This window comes from Yersinia bercovieri ATCC 43970 (genome assembly GCF_013282745.1).
Lineage (GTDB): Bacteria > Pseudomonadota > Gammaproteobacteria > Enterobacterales > Enterobacteriaceae > Yersinia > Yersinia bercovieri.
The window spans coordinates 3009352-3028589 of record NZ_CP054044.1; the positions used below are offsets into that span (position 1 = coordinate 3009352).

Sequence of the window (19238 nt, forward strand, 5' to 3'; positions counted from 1 at the left end):
TTATTTCTCACTGTATGGCAAGGGCCGGTTGTAGCGGTAGCGGTTGTGCCACGCGCATAACATCACGGGCAATCATCAATTCTTCATTGGTATTGATGATGACAATCTGTACCGGGCCACTATCTTTTTGGATAAAACACTGATTTTTGATATTTTTCTCTTCATCCAACTCAATGCCGAGAAACGCCAAATCCCGACATATCTGCTGGCGGGCATTGCGGGCATTTTCGCCAATGCCGCCGGTGAAGATCAGCGCGTCGATTCCACCCAGTTGCACGATATAGCTGCCAATCACCGCGCGGATGCGCTCAGCAAACAGCTCAAGGGCCACTTGTGCGCGGCTATCGCCGTTGTTGGCGGCCTGTTCCACATCGCGATAGTCGTGCGAGATGCCGGAGAGACCCAGCAGGCCGGATTGGTTGTTGATCAGATAGTTGATCTCGGCGGCGCTTTTGCCCTCCCTCTGCTGAATAAATGGCAGGATCGAGGGGTCAATATCGCCACTGCGGGTGCCCATCATGATCCCCGCCTGTGGGGTGAAGCCCATGGAGGTATTGACTGAGCGCCCATTGCCGATCGCACATAGGCTAGAGCCGTTGCCGAGGTGGCAGGAGATAATGCGCAGCTCCGCCAGTGGCCGCCCCATGCGCTCAGCGCAGACGGCACTGACATATTTGTGGCTGGTGCCGTGAAAGCCGTAACGGCGAATGCCCAGCTCCTCGTAGTAGCGCCACGGCAAGGGGTAGAGATAGGCGCTCTGGCTTAGGGTTTGGTGGAACGCGGTATCAAACACCGCCACCGCGCAGGCATGGGGCAGGGCCTGTTGAAACACGCGGATACCCAAGGCATTCACCGGATTATGCAACGGCGCGAGCGCGCCCAGTTGCTCAATTTTATCCAGCACCTCAGGGGTGATCAGCACCGAATCGGCAAAGGTTTCGCCACCATGGGCCACCCGATGACCGACGCCGATGATCTCATCCAGTGAATCAATAATATTGTGCTCAATCAGTGCGCGTAACAGATGCTCTGCCCCCTGGCGGCAGTCGGCGATCGGCAGGGTTTCCCGCCATTTCACCTCGCCAGCCCGCAGGTTAAATACCGCATCATCCATACCGATGCGCTCGATCAAGCCCTGGCACAGCACCCGCTCCTCCGTCTGGCCGATCTGGCCATTGAGCATGAAAAACAGCTGAAATTTCAGCGAAGAACTGCCGGCGTTTATCGCCATAATCTTACCGGACATACGACTCTCCAGAATGATTCAAATAAGTTATAAGGTCAGTGAGTCCCTCGCCGGTTTGCGCCGAGGTAATGAAGATATTTTGTGCGCCCGCTTGCATCAGGCAATCCGCCGCCCAGCTCAGTTGGTCGGGATGGCTGACGGTGTCCGCTTTGCTGATAATGCCGATCACCGCTCTGTTGAACACCTGCGCCAGCATCGGGGCAAACCAACTCTGGCTGGCATCGGCGTTTTGCACCAATCCCACCACCTCGGCCTCACAAGCGCTCGCCAGTAACGCACTGTATAAACAGCGGTTTTCCAGATACTCACCTGGGGTATCAATGGCATTGTCCTGCCAGACAATCGACTGGGTTTTCTGGTAATGAAGCGCCTCGCCCTGTAAGCGCTGAATCAGCGAGGTTTTGCCACACTGGCTAGGGCCAATTAACATGATGCGCTGCATGGCATCAGGTCCGGGTCATCGGGCAGGCGGTGAATTTCATCATGTCGCCCAGGGTGTGAATGACCTGCTTTAGCGCGTACTCCACCGCCGACACATCACCGGTAAACACCACCGCGCCGGTGAAGCGGTCAATAAAACCAATCTCAACCGCGCCGGATTTAGTGGCGATGTCGCTGGCGATAATCGAGGCTTCGCTCGGGGTAATGGTCAGAATGCCAATGGCGCTACTGACATCATTCAGCCCCAGCTTTTTATAGAGCGCCTTATTGGGGTTGGCGATAAGATGCGCGAGGGTTATCTGTTTACCGGGAACATACTCCTGGATCACGCGCTCGGGGGTGCTGCTCTTCTCCATCATGCCTCCTGAACTAACTGACGCCACAGCGCCTCATGGGGACGGGGGATCAGGGTGCTGTAGACCAATAATCCCTTCTCACCGGCGCACTGACTGGCAACCTCGACGGCGGTTTGCACATCGGCAATATCGCCGCTGAGCACTTGATAACATTTGCCGCCGATACCAAAGGCCATATGGATGCGCACTAAGGTGACATTGGCGGCTTTAACCGCGCGGTCTGCGGCGGTGATGCAAGCCGCCACACTCCAGGTCTCCACCACGCCCGCCGCCTGACGGTTCTCCACCCTATTTAGGCCACTGATCGCCGGTAACACTGACGGGTGCAGATTGGGCAGCACGATGCTATCAACCAATAAGTGACCACTGTGCTTTTCGCCACTCAGCACTGATTGGCTGACGGCACCGATATCGCCACCCACCATCAGCAAATATTTGCCGGGGCAGAGGGTCTTACTGACCAGTAGGTTGACGTTGGCGCTTTTTAGCATCAGATCGCAAACCTCCATCCCTTTGGCGATACTGCTTAACTCAACGATTCCAATGGCTTGAGACATGCTCACTCCTGTTAAATGCTGCGACGAAGGGTGATGGCGTTGGCACTGATAGCCGTGACCACCCCCGCAATAGTGGCGTGCAGGGGGGCGCCCAAGGCGTTATTGGGGATCTGCCCGATAAGCTGGCCGTGCCTAACCGATTCACCGACGCTAACCACCGCTTCGGCGGCGGCACCGATATGCTGGCGCAGCGGCAGCATCACCTGTTGCGGTTGATAGGCCTGCTCACTGAATGGGGCGGGCTGATACCAGTCGGTGAGATCCAGCCGCGCAATCAGCCGCGATATCGGCACCATGCGGTAATTCGCCATCGGATCAGCCTCACGCAGCTCCCCCTGATAGCGTGCACCCTGTGCGCGCAACTGAGTTTTCAGCAGGCGATTAATGCGCATTGGCGAGATATCCACCGGACAGGCGTAGCTTTCACACAGCCCACACTCTGAGCAGGTCAGGGCGCTCAGCAAGATATCCGGCGTGGCAACCTGCTGATAGATAATCGCCCGCACCAACAGATGCGGCGGTAGCTCATGACCAATCAGGTGGCGCGGACAGAGTTCGGTACACATGCGGCACTGCTCGCAGACGGCGCGCGCGATAGCGAGCACATCCTGATCACTGCGGGCGCGGCGGGTGATCAGCAAGTGATCGGCGGGCAGTACCAGCAGGCCGCCAGTGGTTTTGGTCACCGGCTGATCGAGGTCGTGTAGTGCATGGCCCATCATCGGCCCGCCATTGATGTAGGCGGGATGGTCGATGGTCGCGCCACCTGCCAGTGCCAGCACTTCCCGTAGCGAGGTGCCGAGCGGCACGGTCAAGGTTAATGGTTGAGCCACGGCCCCATTGACGGTCAGTGTGCGGCGGGTGACGGGCCACTGCTGCTCCACCGCCCGCGCGACATTGAGCAGGGTTTGCACGTTATTCACCACCACGCCAATAGTGACCGGCAGGGCGGCAGGCGGGACGCGTCGACCCGTCGCCAGCCAGATAGTGATCACCTCATCACCGGCGGGGTAGACGTCGGGCAAGATATGCAGCCGGATCTGCGGTGGTAGCAGCGGCGTCAGTGCCGCAATGGCCGCCACATATTTGGCTTTCAGCGCAATGATGCCTTCGCGCGCGCCGGTGGCGACCATGCCATAGAGCAGACCGCGCACCAGCCGCGCGGCCTGGCGTGGGATCAACTGCTGATCCACTTTCAGCATCGGCTCACACTCAGCCGCATTGACCAGAAAAATTTCAGCCGGCGCCTGTAGTTTTACCGCTGTCGGGAACCCGGCCCCACCGGCACCGACCACTCCGGCATCGCGCACCCGCTGCTGAATAGTGGCGGCGTCACACCGCAACAGCTCACCGCAGGCGAGGGGGGCGCTCTGTAGTGGCGGCACGGACATCGAGAGATCACTCATAAAGCGCCTCGACAATGGCGCGGATATCTTTTTCATCTGCCGGGCGCGGGTTGGTGCGCAGGGTGACGTCCGCCAGTGCAGCGGTGATGATCTGCGGAATACACTGCTGCAACTGGCGTTGGTTAACTTTCATCGCCGCCAGCGGTTGAGGTAATCCGCACTGGCGCTTAAGCTGCTCAATCTGATGAATCAGCTGATTCACCGCGCCGCGATCCTCCCCATTGACGGGGCTGAAATGACATAACTTCGCTAACCGCGCATAGCGTTTACGCGCCCGCTCGTCGGCGGCATTAAAGCGGATCACCGGGACTAACAGCAGCGCATTGGCTAAACCGTGAGCGATGTGGAACTGACCGCCCAGTTGGTGGGCGATGGCGTGATTGATGCCCAATCCCGCCTGACTGAACGCCATCCCCGCCAGGGTGGAGGCGTTATGCATCTTGCCTCGGGTTATCAGGCAATCGCCTTGCCGGCAGGCGGTCGGCAGGTGGCGAAACACCAGCTGCACCGCTTTTTCCGCCAGCGCATCGGTAAAATCACTGGCGCGTGGCGAGACATAGGCTTCCAGCGCATGGGTTAGCACGTCCAGCCCGGTATTGGCGGTGATAGCCGGCGGCAGGGTTACCACCAGTGCCGGATCTAAAATGGCGATATCCGGGTAGATATCATCATCAAACAGCGGATATTTAATGCTTTTTTCCGGATCGCTTATCACACAAGCGCTGGTGACCTCCGAGCCGGTGCCGCTGGTGGTGGGGATGGCGATGCAAGTTTCGATCTCCAGCCCCTGCTGGCGGCTAAACCAGACGATAGCTTTGGCGGCATCCAGCGCTGAGCCGCCGCCAAACCCAATCACCACATCAGGGCGCAGCGCTTGCATCTGCTCAATGCCCTTGACCACGGTGCTGATATTGGGGTCCGGCGTGATGTCGCTGAACAGAGTGATCTGGTTATCCGCCGCCAGCGCCGCTTTTAAGCGATCCAGTAGCGGCGAGGTGGCGAGAAAGCCGTCGCAGACAATCCAGATTTTGCGCTGCTGGAAACGTTGCAGCACCTTGAGGCTGCCCTCCCCGCTATAAATGCGTGTTTGCAGGAAAAAACTCTTCATACGTCCTCGCTCAGCGAATGGAGAAACCGTTGGTCAGCACACAGCGACGTTGGCGCGCAAAGGTGCGGGCCGAGGTGGTGCCTTCGCCAGTTGGGGTGGCGATAGTAAAGGTGGTAAAACCCTCGCCACCGACGCCGATCCCCGCGTAAGAGGGGCCGTTTTTCACAAAAATGGAGGTCTGTAGCAGGCGGGCCGCCAGATTTAGCCGCGAGACATTCTGCGAGTGCATGGTTGCGGTGTGATGCAGGCCGCCCTCCACTTGCAGCGCCAGTGTCAGAGCTGCATCAAAATCCTTTACCCGCACCACCGGTAACAGCGGCATCAGTTGTTCCGTGGTCACCAGCGGATCATCACCGGCCACCTCCACCAGCAGCAGGCGCGGGGCTTTGGCTGGGCAGGTGAGACCGGCGGCTTTCAGCAGTTCAAGCGGGCTTTTGCCCACCAGATTTTTGTTGGCGTGGCCTTGTGGTGTCAGGCAGGCCTTGCGCAGGCTATCGACATCTTGCGGATTGCTGATCAACAGCGCATCGAAGGCTTGCATCTGCTGCAATAGGCGATCGGCGACACTCTCCACCACAATCAGGCTCTTCTCGGCGATGCAGGGCAGGTTGTAGTCGAAGGATGCGCCGGAGACGATATCTTGCGCCGCTTTCGCCAGTTCAGCGGTCTCATCCACCAGACAAGGTGGGTTACCCGCGCCCGCACCAATCACTTTTTTACCGCTCTTCATGCCCATCGCCACAATGGCAGGCCCGCCGGTGATCGCCAGCAGGGCAATTTTGTCGTGGGCCATCATCTGTTGGGTGGCCTCGAAGCTCGGTTCTTGCACTGTCACCACCAAATTGCGGATGCCGCAACTGTTGAAAATGATCGCTTCGATCTGGGCGATAAGATCCAGTGATACCGCTTTGGCACCGGGATGCGGGCTGAAATAGACCGCATTACCGGCAGCCAACATGCTGATGCTGTTATTGATAATGGTTTCAGTGGGGTTAGTGCTGGGGGCGACGGAGCCAATCACGCCAAACGGCGAATATTCGAACAATACCATGCCGCCGTCGCCGGTCAGAGCGGTGGTGGAGAGATCTTCAATGCCGGGGGTATTTTCCAGCGCCGCCTTATTTTTCAGGAATTTATCCTCTTTATTGCCCATGCCGGTTTCACTGGCACCGCGCTCAGACAGTGAGGCCAACTGGGGTTTTAGCTGTTGACGCAGGGCGCTAATAATCGCGCTGCGGGTCTTCATCGGGCTTTGCTGATAGCGCAAAAAGGCGCTATGAGCGGCATTGACTGCTTCATCCACGCTGGCAAAAATGGCGTTGGAGGCAGACGCAGTAGCAGGCGTCAGTTGCTCGGTGAGGATAGTGCGAATGAGAGATTCAAGGTCATTGGTGTTCATTATTCATTCCTCAGATGTAGAGCCGATATGGCTGCTTCTGCTATATGCATATCTTGTTCGACGCTACCGCCGCTGATGCCTAAGCCGCCCACCAGCTGGCCGCTACGCCACAGTGGGTAGCCGCCACCAAAACTCACCACTTTGCCGCCGGTACTGGCTTCCAGTTGGAACAGATCAGCCCCCGGTTGCACGGCGCTGCTGAGTTGATGAGTGGCGGTTTTCAGGGCGACAGCGGTCCAGGCTTTTTTCGGTGCCAGTTCGCTGCTGACCAGTAAGGTATCGGGCATACGGTAGGTCATGATGAGGTTGCCGTGGCGGTCAGCCAGTGCCACAACCACGGCGATTTTGAGTGTCATTGCAGCCTCAACCGCCAACTTAACCAACTGATGGACATCAGAAAAACCGAGTCCAGCGGTCGTCGGCTGGGTCATTTTTGGCGCGATGCTAGGATGCGCTGCCTCGGTTGCCGCCAGATAACGGGCCAGCACGGTTTGCGCGGTCTGCTGCAACTGTTGGCGCTGATCCTCATCGCGGGCCAGGGCATACAGGCAATCGGATAAGCGGTTGAGATACTGCAACAGCACCGGGCGCACTGGCACCTGTTCAGCCAGCTCTATTAGCCGCCGTTCACCGCGCCGCGCAAGGGTGCGGGCAAAATGTAGACGGCTACCGGCTTCGGTATCACCGGGCAGAATAAAACCTTTGACCGGCGGCAACTGCGCCATGCAGCGGTCAACTGCCCGCTCCAGCGCCTGAATATCCTGCTCACTGATGCTTTTGCGCCCGACCGGCGGGGTGTCGCTATCTTCGCTGGCTAATTCAGCGCTGAAATAGAACAGCTGATGTTGTACGGCATCCAGTAGCTGGCGGTTCTCCTCGCCTTGCGTCACACGGGCGCATAGGCTCAGCGCGGCGTTAAGTTCATCCAGCGTGCCGTAGGTCTCCACCCGTGGGTGGCTCTTTTTCACCCGTTGACCGGTGAATAGGGTAGTGGTCCCCGCATCGCCGGTTTTGGTATAGATGCTCATAAAATCACCGTTAACTCAGTCAGATCACTGATCATCAGTAAGAACACTCATCGACGATGGCGACAATCGCCAGATCGATGGCATCATTCGGCTCGGCAAAGACGCGCCTGGCACTGGAGCCTCCCGCCAGTAGCACCAGCTCTCCTTGACCCGCGCCGACGGAGTCGACCGCCACCTCATCTGGGGTTTTGCTGTCGGGCGGTAATGAGCCGTCACCGGCGACACGGCGCACCAGTAGCAGCTTCTTACCAATCAGCGTCGGCGATTTTTGCGTTGAGACCACGGAACCTACCACTCTGGCCAGTTGCATGATTTACTCCTGCCTTAACAGTTGAATGTGACGGGCTGACAGGGTGTCCTGTGCCAGCGGTGTAACCAGCGTGTGGGCATCAATCAGCAGCCAGCTGGGGTCGAGGGTGGCAATATCGCGATAGCTCAACACCTTGCCTGCGTGTAGCCGTACCGCGACCCCCTGACTGTCGCTAAAACTCAGCGGCAATGGGCGCAGTGCGGCGGCGGGCAGGGCCGCTAGCAGTTGGCGGTGCAAGCTGATATGCACTTTCATACCCCATGACCACGCCTCGTGCAGTGCCATGACCGCCGGGCAGTGGCTATCGGAGTGCGCCAGGCGGTGCATAAATGCCAAATCCGGCAACATTAGATGTAGCGTGGCATGGTGGACGAAGACCCATGAGTCAAGCCCGGCGCGCAACTGAGGCAGCAGCAAGGCGTGAACCCGCCGTTCACGCTCGGTCAACCGCGTGACAATCTGGCTGACCAGTTGTTCGGTTTGCGCCTGAGTCAGATTCATGGCTGTGTTGTCCGTGGTGGCGTGAGTAGTGTGGCAAACGCCGCCGGATCATCCGCGCCTGCGGCATTGGCCTCGTCGGTGTCGATGTGCATCTCCAGTTTCATTTGCGGTGAAACGCGGATCGCCACATCATCCATAATCAGCCGACGGCCACTGCCGTGAATCGCCACTTGTACCCGGTCACCGTGCTTGACCCGATAGATAAGGGCATCCAGCGGCGACATATGAATGTGCCGTAGTGCCACAATCACCCCATGGGGCAACTCCACTGCGCCGTAAGGGCTGACCAACCGTATCGCCGCTGTCCCCTCCAGATTGCCGGACATGCGCAGTGGTGCATTGATCCCCAGTGTGCGGGCATCGGTGCGGGAGATCTCCACCTGGCTTTGGTTACGTAACGGCCCCAGAATGCGGACGTTTTTTAAGCTGCCTTTCGGCCCGACCAGGGTCACTGTCTGTTCGGCGGCATACTGACCGGGCTGGTGTAGCGCTTTTTTTTCAATGAGCGGCTGCTCGGGGAACAGCCGTTGGTAGTCCTGCGCTGAGAGATGCAGGTGTCGGTTGGAAACCCCAAGTGGGATCGGACGAAGACGCATTTCGTCGAGGATCTTACTGACGACGGGTTCCAGTAACGCTTTTTCCATCAGACTTTTCCTCGTTTACCCAAGTGGATGCAGCGAAAGCGAGGCTCACCTTTATGGCGTCGGCAAGCCGGGTCGAGGCAGAGATTACAGCTCACACGAGGAGCTGACAGGGCCTCACTTTCTCTCTTGCTGTTATCTAAACTGTGATTGTCTGCGCTGTTGGTATCTATATCTGCCAATGTGCCGGGTGCATCGTCGGTGGCAGTGTCAGCCGCGGTAGGAGCATCGGCTTCCTCTGTCTCCTCGGTGGCGGGTGTCGCGGTCATCGCCTCCTCGGCGCTGGCAATTTCCGCCGATTCGCTCGCTTTTTCAGCTTTAGCGGGCACTTCGGCGGAGGTTTCAGCGGCGGGTGCCTGCCAATAGGCCATCAGGCTATCTGCCGGACGAGCCAGTACTGCACGAGAAACCAAACCCTGATGCTGTTCGGCAAAGGCGGCACCGGTACTGATTGCCGCCTGAACTGAGGCCACATCACCGGTCAGGCGGATTAACATCCAGCCGGAGCCGTTGGTTTTTTCTATGCCGATCAGCTTAACGGAGGCGGCTTTCGCCATGGTATCCGCCGCGCCGATAGCCAGCGCTAGACCGCTAACTTCAAGTAAACCCAGTGACGTTTTCACGCTGTGCTCCTCGTCTTACCCTTAGGCAGAGGTCGGTAAAATGGCTTCTACATCACTGTGCGGGCGCGGGATCACGTGGCAGGAGGTCAATTCACCTACCGCGCTGGCCGCCGCAGAGCCAGCATCGACTGCCGCTTTAACTGCGCCGACATCACCGCGCACCATCACAGTGACCAGGCCGGAGCCTATTTTTTCGTAGCCCACCAGTTGGACGTTGGCAGATTTGACCATGGCGTCAGCTGCTTCGATGGCGGCGACCAGACCTTTGGTTTCGATGAGTCCAAGTGCATTATTCATAAATTTGATTTCCTTGTTATAAAGTAAGGGCTATCTTGTTTGCCATTTTGAACTCGGGCCGTGCTCGCCATCCTCACGTACTGCGTGTACGCTCCGGTGGCTGTGCGGCTTGCCGAGTCCAAACTGCCTGCACCGATAACGCCCTTCGATTTGGGATCACTTAAACGGTAAACCTTTCACTAACCGGGCGGCGTTGTTACCGAGCCGCCGTAATTGCTCTGCGTCTTGCTCCCGCGCCTGCCGAAATAGCGGGCTGGCGGGGGGTAAATTACGGAAATGCACCAGCACTTCGTCGGCAGAACAGGCCAGCCCCACCAATAACGGGGAGCGGGTGGCGGCTTGCCAGGCGCGTTGTGTTGCATCGCCGTCGTCGTCTTGTTGCCACTGCCAGGGAATACCCTCCTCCTCAATACCCAGCAACACTTGATGCCAGACGGCCTCGGGGGTTGGCGTGGTGAGGCTAATCACGATGGCGGGGGCGTCATGGGTGAAATTCATCAGTGACTCTCCCGCTGATAAGCCAGAATCAAGCCGGTTGCCACGGCATTACGTGGGCCTTCACTGGCGCGGATGTTGCCGCGACCCGCTACCAACTTGTAGTGGGAGAGGGCGTCGGTGACCAATTGCGGGATCTCGAAGTCCAGCGACGAGCCGCCGACCAGCACCACGAAGGGGATGTCGCGGATATTGCCGGTTGGGCTGACCTGGCGCAGGGCGCGCAGCGCATTGGTGACAAACACCCGCTGTTTGGCGGAGCGGCGAATATTGCGGACTTTTTCCAGTGCGTAATCACCCGGCAGTGGCACCAAACCTTCCGGTTTGACCACCACCAGTCGGGCAAAAACTTCTGGCGCCAGCGGTTGTGGGAAGAACTGAACACTGCCGTCTTCGTGGCGCAGATGGAACAGACTTTCCACTTTGGCGAGCGGATACTTTTTGATCTCCTCGGCCAGATAGCGGTCTTGCAGATCCAGTTCCGAGGCGATGATCATCGTCACCATGTCGCCCGCCCCTGCCAGATGAGTGGCGACGATTTGCCCTTGGGCATTGATGATGGAGGCATCGGTAGAACCTGCCCCCAAGTCGAGGATGGCGAGTGGCCGCCGTGTCCCTGGTGTGGTCAGCGCGCCGAGTATCGCCGCTTCGGCCTCCGCCCCCCCAATCTGTACATCAATGCCCAAGGTTTTTTCGATCTCACTGGCGATATGCGCCATTTGCAGGCGGTCAGATTTCACCATTGAGGCGATACCGACCGCTTGCTCAAGGGAGAACTCGCCCGCCAGACCACCAATGACATTGACAGGCACCGCCGTGTCGACGGCCAGCAAATCTTGAATGAAGATCTCACTGGTCGGTTTGTTGGTCAGTTCCGCCATGGTCTGGCGCACGTGTTCGAGCATGCCGCCGATATTGGTGCCCGCTTCACCGCTGACATTGTCCAGATGGCGCAAGCTGTTAACCGCCGACATAATGGCTTCGCTGCCGGTAGCGACATCTACCCGCACTGTGCGGCCCTCGGCGAATAGCTCCAGATGACCCGCCGGTATCGAGCGCGCTTTAACGTCCCCCTCCGGCGTCTTCACCACCACCGCTGAACGTGTGCCAATCAAGGCGCGCGCCACCGGAACAATGTTTTTGGTCTCTTCGGCGCTGAGTTCAAATACCGTGGCAATGCCATAAGGGTTAGAGAGGGTTTCAATCACCTGACCCGGCATGGCAACTTCCACCGCCGCCAACATGCCCATCGGGATACGGTCGATATGCAGCACCTCATCGACGATCGGCAGTGGGTGGCTGAGGCGATTACTGACCAAGACCCCATCGTCTCGTTGCAAGATAATCGCCGTGATGCGGTATCCGGCCCGGTTGGCGGCATTGACGACCGCCGCAACATCAGCAAAATCGACCGCCGATGGCACTACCAGAATGTAGGGTTGGGCAGGATCACGGGTGATCAGCTCATCAAGGGTGATGGTCAGCCCGACCCCTAACCCCAGTCCACCGGGGGTTTTCGGGTTGTGGCCGATCATGGTGGATTCAGTGATGATGGTTTCAGTGATGGTTTCCATCGCCACATCACCAATCACTGGCGTTGCCTCGTTGATGCGGATCAGACTGATATTGCCCAGCGCAATACCGGCCTTTTCCACCAACATTGTCAGCGCTTTGTTGATGCCGAAAATGTTACGTTGCGTCCCCTTGATACCGGTCGTTTCGGTCAAGGCGCTGGTGACAAATTGCAACTGGCCGTCAGCCGCGCATTGTGCCAGTGCCACTTCCGTTGATGAGTTGCCGATATCCACACCGACGATGTAATCCATATTCAATCCCCTTCATCTTTCAATTTGCAGCGGTGTTGGCTGCGTTCACTCACCCCAGTCACTGAGTTGAGTCAGCTCCCGGGGCTTCTTTCTCTTGCCGCCTACCTGCAACTTGAAATCTATTGGGTATAACAATTAATTGATGAATTAATCGTCGCCTTTCAGTTTTTTACGCTGAACATACAAAACGGCAGCTTCGCGCACGAAGGCGGCGCAGATAGTCGCTTGGTAAGTTTTTTCCAGATCATCGGCAATGGCGTTCAGCTCCTCTTTGCTTGAGCGGAAAGGGCGCAGGGCGTTGTAGATATCCAGCACCTTGTCATCCGGTACTGCGGTCAACTCAGCGGCACGCTCGAAGTTCATTGCTAGCAGCGGGCGGCCCGCGTCTTTGGCAATGGAGGCTTGAATGCGCAGGATTTCCGGGGTAATGCGCAAATCCTGTGAGGTGACACTGCCGTTCAACACGTTAGCCAGCGTCAGATCATCCAGCGTTTTATTGGTGGCGGTTTTCACCCAATCAGGGTGTTTGTTTGCCAGTGGATAATCTGAGACTTTGGCATCACTGCGCGAACTGGCCGCCGGTGCTGGACAAGCTGCTGGCGCTTGGCCTTGCAGGCTGTTCATCTTGTTCAGCACATCGCGAACCATGGATTCAATAGCTTCGGAATTCATTGTGTTTTCCTTTGTTAAAGCGCCACCCGGAGTTCCTGAGGATTCTTGCCGGTCACCACATATTTGGTTTCTTTAATGTGCAGAATCGCTGATTTGGCCTGATATTTTGGCCGAGCCATCTGGTCGTTCAGGGTCGGCACCGGTTGTGGTGACTCCCGTTTGGCGTAGCGCGCTGCGTTTTTACCAATCAGGCGGTAGGTTTCCAGCGTCAGCAGTGGTGCTTGCGGGAACAACTCCAGATTAGAGAGTGGCGGCAGACCCTGCTGATGAATGACCGTCGTGCCTTTGGATTGAATGCCGATAGAGATACCGGAACCGCTCAGGCGGTTGCCCTCTACCGCGACAAAGGCCACATCGGAGGATTTAAAGCAGCGGATCACCCGCGCTTTGATGCCCTCCTCTTCGATACCGGCAATTAGCTCGCGCAGAATGTTTTTGTGCGGGATGCCGACGATGTTGGCGGTTTGCGACAGACCAAATGCCGGGCCGACCGCAATGATCACCTCATCCTGATTGCTGCCAGGGCGGGCTTCCCCCACTTCGGTGAGGAAATCCCCGGATGCCACGGCCGTTGCAGGCTGAGACTCTTGCTTAAAGGAGACGCTGTTTTTCTCTCCCTGCATTTCCTGCAGTACGCCTTCGATAATTTGGCGTAACAGTTTTTCGTTAATATCGACCATCTCGTGAACCCCTTAGCCAAGCTCATTCGGATCAAGCGCGTTTGGAATGTTTTTGATCTCTTCCCAACGTGCACCTTCCAGCCGATAACCGGTAGCTGGGCCCGCGTAGTCATTGACGTCATTCACCGCTGACAGCACTTGGTTGTCACCTTTGATGATCGCCGAGGTGTGCAGGTAGTCACCGGCAATTTTGGCTTTCTGGATGTTGAGCATGTCTTGCGCCACATCCTCAAAACCGCCTTGTGCCAATGCTTTAACTACCTCCAGACCGGTGCGGTTTTTGCTGATGATCTCCTGAGCGAACTTGATGTCTTCGACAATGTTACGTTCCGGCATATCTTTCGAGCCGTGGGCATAAGTGGCGGCAATCACTTCTTCGTCAGTGATTGGTGGCAGGCCCATACCGGCGAACACCGCTTGCAGGGCGCGTGCGGCTTTATTACGAATCGCCACCACGTCAGCTTCCAGCACCGGGCGCAGACCACCATCCACTTTTAGATCGCGCTGCAACACGTTGTAGTCATCAAAGTCTTCGGCGTCTTCGTTGGAGCCTGCGAACATGTTGTCGTAGTTCGGCACCGCAGAATAACCAGAGGAGATAAAGTCAGTCCCCGGCAGGAACTGCATCAGCAGGCGTGCGGTACGACGCATATCGGAGTGGGTAAAGGTCTGGTCGTTACTGGAGGCGCACTCCAAATCCAGCGCCGAACAGATCAGGTTTTCTGCCAAAATGGCACGGATACCTGATGGCACCGCAGATGGCACACCGACACAACTAACGGAGCCGTTTTGCAGCCCTTGCACCCCAGCCGCTTTGGTGATGTAGATACAGCGGGCTTCCAGATAGAGCATGGATTTACCCTCGGCGTAGCCCATTTGGACTTCGGAACCGGAGCCAGAGGTAAAGCGCATTTTCAAACCGCGTGATGCATAGGAGGAGGCGAGGAAGCCTTTCGACCATGGGGTGTCATCGCCGTCGGTAAATACCGGTTCAGTCCCGTAGACCGAAATGGTTTCGGCATAACAGGTGTGGCCCAACATCCCCAGCTTCAGCTCGGTCGCCTCTTCCAGCGAACATTGGGTCAGTACACCGGGGCGGCCCACTTGCGATCCGACCAGCAGCGCGATGGCGTTAAAGGGGGCGTAACGGGCGACGGCGACGGTGGTTTCCTGCTCGTCGAAGCCACGGAATGCCCCTTCGGCAGCATCAGCGGCAATCTGCACCGGGTTATCTTTCACGTTGGTAACGTGAGCTTGTTGTGATGGGGTACGACGTGCGCGCATTTTCTGCATCGACATCATCATTTCCACCACATTCATATGGGAAACCACCTCGACGATTTTGGCCGGCGTCATGGCGGTGGTCAGTGGCACAATGGTGCGGCGCGACACATTTGGGTCACACAACATATTGGCCAGCTTGATGGAATCCATCTTCATCACTTCTTCCGCGTGGTCCAGATTGATACCGTAGCGGGCGATAAAGTGATCGATCAGGTCGAAACTGCTCTGTGGTTTGCCATCTAGCTCGGTGACCACCCCGTTGACTATCTTGATGGAGGGTTTAGGATCGTTCGGGCTTTCCATGGCAATAAAGCCTTCCTCGATCCACTCTTTGACAAAACCGTCCTGATTAACCGGGCGTTTCGCCAATGCTTCAAATCTTTTCGATTTCATGAAACAGCCTCGCTGTGGCGTCAGATATAAGAAGGGCGGTCGTTTTTCGGTTCAGAACCTAAGGTTCCTAATACCGTTTTGCCGATCTCACGGGCAGAAATCACTGCCTGACGGACTGCGCCAGAATCACCGGAGATAACCAGAATCACTTCGTTACTGAAGCTGGTGCCTTGTGCCGGCGAGCTGTACGCCACCACGTCAACATTGGCGGATTTCACGGCGGTATCGGCCATCAGCACCCCAATCGAAGCTGGCGCACCGACTATCACGCCACAAGAGCGGCCCAGTGGTGCGCCGAAGGCTTTTTCTAATGCATGACTGGCGCGGGCGCTGTATTGCAGCTCAATGTGGCCCGCTTCATTGGCGTAAACGTCGCCGAATGTCCGATCCAGCTCTTTCAGTGCCACTTCCACGGCGCGTTTGACGTCAGAAACATCATCACCGCCGAAGATAATCAGCGAGCCATGACCGGCGCCGCCTTTGGTATCGCGGGGTAACTCAATACTGACCACTTCGGTATTGGTGGCTTTTACCGCTTCATCGGCCGCCATAATGTGTGGGCCGGCACCAGTACGCGCGCCCAGAATGCCGATGGAGCGATAGCGTTTTTCCAGCTTCATTGCGTCTAGCAGGGCGCTATCGACGTTGGCTATCACCAGTCCGACCGTGTCACCGATCGCGGTTCCAACAAATTCCGTTAAACTGCAAGTTTTCTCAGCCATAGCCGTATCTCGTTGTTTATGAGAGGGTTGCGTAGAAGACGCCGGAGCGTGCTCACTGACTTTCGCTATCACCTGCGCCATGATTTGGTCGACCAGGTCATTGCTTTTCATTCGTTATTTCCCTTTGATAAGCTGCCCTTTGGTAACCGGCCCTTGGGTAAAAAAGCCTCGACATCGGTATGTGGGCGCGGAATAACGTGGGTTGATCTCACTTCGCCCACTTTTGCGGCCGCGCTGGCACCGGCATCGGTGGCCGCTTTAACCGCCCCGACATCACCGCGGACGATGACGGTCACCAGACCCGAGCCGATCTTTTCGTAGCCCACTAACGTCACATTGGCCGATTTCACCATGGTGTCAGCGGCCTCAATGGCCGCGGTCAACCCTTTGGTTTCCACCATTCCTAGTGCTTCTTGTTGCATAAATACCTCGACGGAATATCAGGAGCCTTGTTCTGGCTTGAAATGTCATGTTGAAATATTGAATTGTCAGGTTCGTGCTGAGAACGAATATACAAACAAGCAATGAAAAAGAATGGCTGTATTGAATTTACTGGCAGGAATGGTTAGCGACTAAATAACAAAATATTGTCATCATAATGGGCTAATGGAGTGTTTTTTATAGGTATTTCACTTCTCTTTCATGGTAATAACTGGTTATTGAATATTCAGAATTACAATTAAGTAGGTGACAGCGCATATTTATTTTGCTAATCACGCGCCTGCCCAGTAAATAAAGTGTCTGGCTGTGCGCATTAAATATCAAGCGATGGGGGTGGGGATGTTAGCGGCAAAAGTGCGAGCCTGATAACAATAATAGAAAGAATAAACAGCAAGAAAGTCATATTGGTGAATAAAGCATAAAAGTCTCTATTTACACGGGGTTGATCCTGATTTTGTCGGCAGCAATGACAATAATTTGTTATTGAGAGCTTAGTTTTTATTTAATGAATCACCAATCACGACAACACTTTCATTTTGCGCCTCTTTATAGTGGCTGAGTCAAGGGCCGTGCATTACTTCATCTACTGTTAGGTAGATTGATCATAATAATCACAAGCAGGGTAACTCTATGAACGATTCACTCAAGGCTCAGTGTATTGCAGAATTTCTCGGTACTGGGCTGTTTTTATTTTTTGGTATTAGTTGTCTGGCGGCACTGAAAGTGGCGGGGGCCAGTTTTGGTTTATGGGAAATATGTATTGTGTGGGGGCTGGGGATTTCACTGGCAGTCTACCTAACCGCCGGTATTTCCGGCGCTCATCTCAACCCAGCCATTACCATTGCTTTGTGGCTGTTTGCTTGCTTCCCAGGCCATAAAGTCATTCCTTACTCTATTGCACAAATCGCGGGTGCTTTTGGCGGCGCGGCACTCTCCTATATGCTATATCACAACTTATTTACTGATTTTGAAACCGCACATCAAATGGTGCGCGGCAGCATGGAAAGTCTGCAATTAGCCAGTATTTTCAGTACCTTCCCATCACCGGCTATTAGCGTATGGCAGGCCGCATTTGTTGAAATCATCATCACCTCAATACTGATGGGGCTAATTATGGCCCTGACCGATGATGGTAATGGTGTGCCACGTGGAGCATTAGGGCCATTGTTGATTGGTATTCTGGTGGCGGTGATCGGGGCGTCTACCGGCCCATTAACTGGTTTTGCCATGAATCCGGCGCGTGATTTCGGCCCTAAATTATTTACCTTCTTTGCTGGTTGGGGGAAAATCTCCATGACCGGTGGCCGCGATATTCCCTATTTTATCATCCCTATTGTGGCCCCTATTATTGGTGCTTGCCTGGGTGCGGCGGTCTATCGTTTCTTTATTGGCAAAAATCTGGCATGTAACAGCTGTAAATTAGAGGATGAAGAAGCCACTCATTAGTCGTATATCAGTTAACGCGGTCTCCTCATCTTACGACTGTCACTCTATCGTTAGATGAGGAAATTTCGTGATCCATTTACCTTAATGGATCATTTATTATCCCCTGTAGATTATGACTCTGGTAAGGTGAACTGTTATTTGTCTTCATTTCACAGGAGAGTCAGTCTTCACAGGGAAATAGGTTTTTTCTCCTAACTAACGGGAATGAAATATAACAATGCGTTAACACATTAAACATCACAGGGATGAGTTATAGCAGTAAACAAAAATTTAATAACAATAAATTAAAATTAACTGAGAGGTTTTATCATGATTTCTGCCAGTTCTCTAAACTCAGAGCTCATAAATAAAATCGCGCAGGATTTTGCTCAGGCAACCGGGTTGGCCGTAGTCGTGGTCAATATTCACGGTGAAGAGATTTCCGATTTATTTAATTTCACCCCGTTTTGTCAATTGATGCGCCAAGACCCGGTTAACCACCTTCGTTGTCGAATGAGTGATCGCTGCGGTGGCCTTGAGGCCTCAAAATCCAATGAGCCATGTATTTACCGCTGTCATGCCGGATTGACGGATTTTTCTATCCCTCTGGTGATTGCCGGCCATTTAGTTGGTTTTGTTCTATGTGGTCAGGTGCGGCTGCATTCTGATGTTTATCTAATTGATATTTTGAATGTTGATAACCACTGGCAGCAGGATCCAGCACTGATGGATGAGTTTCATAATGTGCCGATAATGGATTTCTCGCGGGTGATCGCCTCGGCGGATTTACTTAAGCTGATTGTCGAAAATTGCCTGAAAAAGCACCTCAATTTTGTGGTAATTAATGACAATATGGGCAGCAAAGAGCCGGGCAAGATACGGCCTGTTCATCCACATGACAGCAAAATGAAGAAAGTATTACGCTATATTGATACCCATCTGTCGGAGGAGCTGCGGCTAGAAGATGTGGCGAGCAAGGTCTATCTCAGCCCCTATTACTTCAGCAAATTATTTAAAAAATATCAGGGTATCGGGTTTAATGCCTGGGTGAACCAGCAAAGGATGGCTAATGCCAGAGAGATGCTGCAACACAGCGATTGGAGCATTGCCAGCATCGCCAAAAATCTGGGGTTTTCGCAAACCAGCTATTTCTGTAAGGTGTTCCGTCAGACCTATAATGTAACACCGCAGGTATTTCGTTCACTTTCATCTGATCGCAGCGAAATGGAATAACTGCCATTGAGCTAATATTATTCAATCTTGCCATGCGTTTTGATTTTCTATATTAAAAAACAAACTAAAAATTAACTATTTAAAATGATTAATGACAATATTTTGTTATCCTTGGAAAAGAGATAGGCGTCATAACTTACTGTTTTTAAATCTT

The 19238-nt window shown here is 55.0% G+C and carries 22 protein-coding genes; 2 read left to right on the forward strand and 20 right to left on the reverse strand.

Annotated elements, in window-relative coordinates:
• Nucleotides 1-7: 7 nt before the first annotated feature.
• The 20 genes from HRK25_RS13530 to pduA form a co-directional block, all read right to left on the reverse strand.
• Entirely contained in the window at nt 8-1246 is a 1239-nt protein-coding gene (locus tag HRK25_RS13530) for an acetate/propionate family kinase (RefSeq protein WP_032897977.1), read from the reverse strand.
• Nucleotides 1236-1688, reverse strand: a complete 453-nt coding sequence (locus tag HRK25_RS13535) for a EutP/PduV family microcompartment system protein (protein ID WP_005274642.1) — start codon at nt 1686-1688, stop codon at nt 1236-1238. Before HRK25_RS13535 ends, HRK25_RS13530 begins: the two co-directional genes overlap by 11 nt.
• A gap of 4 nt (nt 1689-1692) precedes the next feature.
• The gene (gene pduU / locus HRK25_RS13540; RefSeq protein WP_032813079.1) at nt 1693-2043 is read right to left on the reverse strand and encodes a propanediol utilization microcompartment protein PduU; all 351 of its coding nucleotides are present in this window, start codon (nt 2041-2043) and stop codon (nt 1693-1695) included.
• On the reverse strand, nt 2043-2600 hold the full coding sequence (locus tag HRK25_RS13545; RefSeq protein WP_005274640.1) for a BMC domain-containing protein: 558 nt from the start codon (nt 2598-2600) through the stop codon (nt 2043-2045). Before HRK25_RS13545 ends, pduU begins: the two co-directional genes overlap by 1 nt.
• Nucleotides 2601-2611: 11 nt before the next feature.
• Entirely contained in the window at nt 2612-3991 is a 1380-nt protein-coding gene (locus HRK25_RS13550; protein ID WP_005274638.1) for a 4Fe-4S dicluster domain-containing protein, read from the reverse strand.
• Between the two features lie 7 nt (nt 3992-3998).
• Complete coding sequence (locus HRK25_RS13555) at nt 3999-5114, reverse strand: 1-propanol dehydrogenase PduQ (protein WP_005274637.1); 1116 nt, start codon at nt 5112-5114, stop codon at nt 3999-4001.
• 10 nt (nt 5115-5124) lie between these two features.
• Nucleotides 5125-6513, reverse strand: coding sequence for an aldehyde dehydrogenase family protein (locus HRK25_RS13560; RefSeq protein WP_005274635.1), 1389 nt, complete (start codon nt 6511-6513; stop codon nt 5125-5127).
• A complete protein-coding gene (locus HRK25_RS13565; protein WP_032897973.1) occupies nt 6513-7541 on the reverse strand; it encodes a cob(I)yrinic acid a,c-diamide adenosyltransferase in 1029 nt (342 codons plus the stop codon). The genes HRK25_RS13560 and HRK25_RS13565 overlap by 1 nt, the downstream gene beginning before the upstream one ends.
• Before the next feature lie 34 nt (nt 7542-7575).
• Nucleotides 7576-7851: a EutN/CcmL family microcompartment protein gene (locus HRK25_RS13570; RefSeq protein ID WP_004873635.1), complete on the reverse strand. Its 276-nt coding sequence runs from the start codon at nt 7849-7851 to the stop codon at nt 7576-7578.
• A gap of 3 nt (nt 7852-7854) precedes the next feature.
• Nucleotides 7855-8352 (reverse strand): microcompartment protein PduM, encoded by a 498-nt coding sequence (gene pduM / locus HRK25_RS13575; protein WP_032897972.1) that lies wholly within the window; start codon nt 8350-8352, stop codon nt 7855-7857.
• Nucleotides 8349-8996, reverse strand: a complete 648-nt coding sequence (locus tag HRK25_RS13580; RefSeq protein WP_005274631.1) for a phosphate propanoyltransferase — start codon at nt 8994-8996, stop codon at nt 8349-8351. Before HRK25_RS13580 ends, pduM begins: the two co-directional genes overlap by 4 nt.
• Nucleotides 8996-9616 (reverse strand): BMC domain-containing protein, encoded by a 621-nt coding sequence (locus HRK25_RS13585; protein ID WP_032897971.1) that lies wholly within the window; start codon nt 9614-9616, stop codon nt 8996-8998. Before HRK25_RS13585 ends, HRK25_RS13580 begins: the two co-directional genes overlap by 1 nt.
• A 21-nt stretch (nt 9617-9637) precedes the next feature.
• On the reverse strand, nt 9638-9913 hold the full coding sequence (pduJ, locus tag HRK25_RS13590; protein WP_005274628.1) for a propanediol utilization microcompartment protein PduJ: 276 nt from the start codon (nt 9911-9913) through the stop codon (nt 9638-9640).
• A 156-nt stretch (nt 9914-10069) separates the two neighbouring features.
• A complete protein-coding gene (locus HRK25_RS13595) occupies nt 10070-10411 on the reverse strand; it encodes a glycerol dehydratase reactivase beta/small subunit family protein (RefSeq protein WP_032897970.1) in 342 nt (113 codons plus the stop codon).
• The gene (locus HRK25_RS13600; RefSeq protein ID WP_005274626.1) at nt 10411-12234 is read right to left on the reverse strand and encodes a diol dehydratase reactivase subunit alpha; all 1824 of its coding nucleotides are present in this window, start codon (nt 12232-12234) and stop codon (nt 10411-10413) included. The genes HRK25_RS13595 and HRK25_RS13600 overlap by 1 nt, the downstream gene beginning before the upstream one ends.
• Nucleotides 12235-12381: 147 nt before the next feature.
• Entirely contained in the window at nt 12382-12906 is a 525-nt protein-coding gene (gene pduE / locus HRK25_RS13605; protein ID WP_005274623.1) for a propanediol dehydratase small subunit PduE, read from the reverse strand.
• Nucleotides 12907-12920: 14 nt separating this feature from the next.
• Nucleotides 12921-13586, reverse strand: a complete 666-nt coding sequence (locus HRK25_RS13610) for a propanediol/glycerol family dehydratase medium subunit (protein ID WP_005274621.1) — start codon at nt 13584-13586, stop codon at nt 12921-12923.
• 12 nt (nt 13587-13598) lie between these two features.
• Nucleotides 13599-15263, reverse strand: a complete 1665-nt coding sequence (pduC, locus tag HRK25_RS13615; protein ID WP_005274619.1) for a propanediol dehydratase large subunit PduC — start codon at nt 15261-15263, stop codon at nt 13599-13601.
• A gap of 20 nt (nt 15264-15283) precedes the next feature.
• Complete coding sequence (gene pduB / locus HRK25_RS13620; protein ID WP_032813071.1) at nt 15284-16096, reverse strand: propanediol utilization microcompartment protein PduB; 813 nt, start codon at nt 16094-16096, stop codon at nt 15284-15286.
• Nucleotides 16093-16407: a propanediol utilization microcompartment protein PduA gene (pduA, locus tag HRK25_RS13625; protein WP_005274614.1), complete on the reverse strand. Its 315-nt coding sequence runs from the start codon at nt 16405-16407 to the stop codon at nt 16093-16095. Before pduA ends, pduB begins: the two co-directional genes overlap by 4 nt.
• 649 nt (nt 16408-17056) lie before the next feature.
• Between pduA and pduF the strand changes: the two genes are divergently transcribed.
• On the forward strand, nt 17057-17872 hold the full coding sequence (pduF, locus tag HRK25_RS13630) for a propanediol diffusion facilitator PduF (protein WP_005274611.1): 816 nt from the start codon (nt 17057-17059) through the stop codon (nt 17870-17872).
• 309 nt (nt 17873-18181) lie between these two features.
• The gene (gene pocR, locus HRK25_RS13635) at nt 18182-19084 is read left to right on the forward strand and encodes a transcriptional regulator PocR (RefSeq protein ID WP_005274608.1); all 903 of its coding nucleotides are present in this window, start codon (nt 18182-18184) and stop codon (nt 19082-19084) included.
• The last annotated feature ends 154 nt before the right edge of the window (nt 19085-19238 follow it).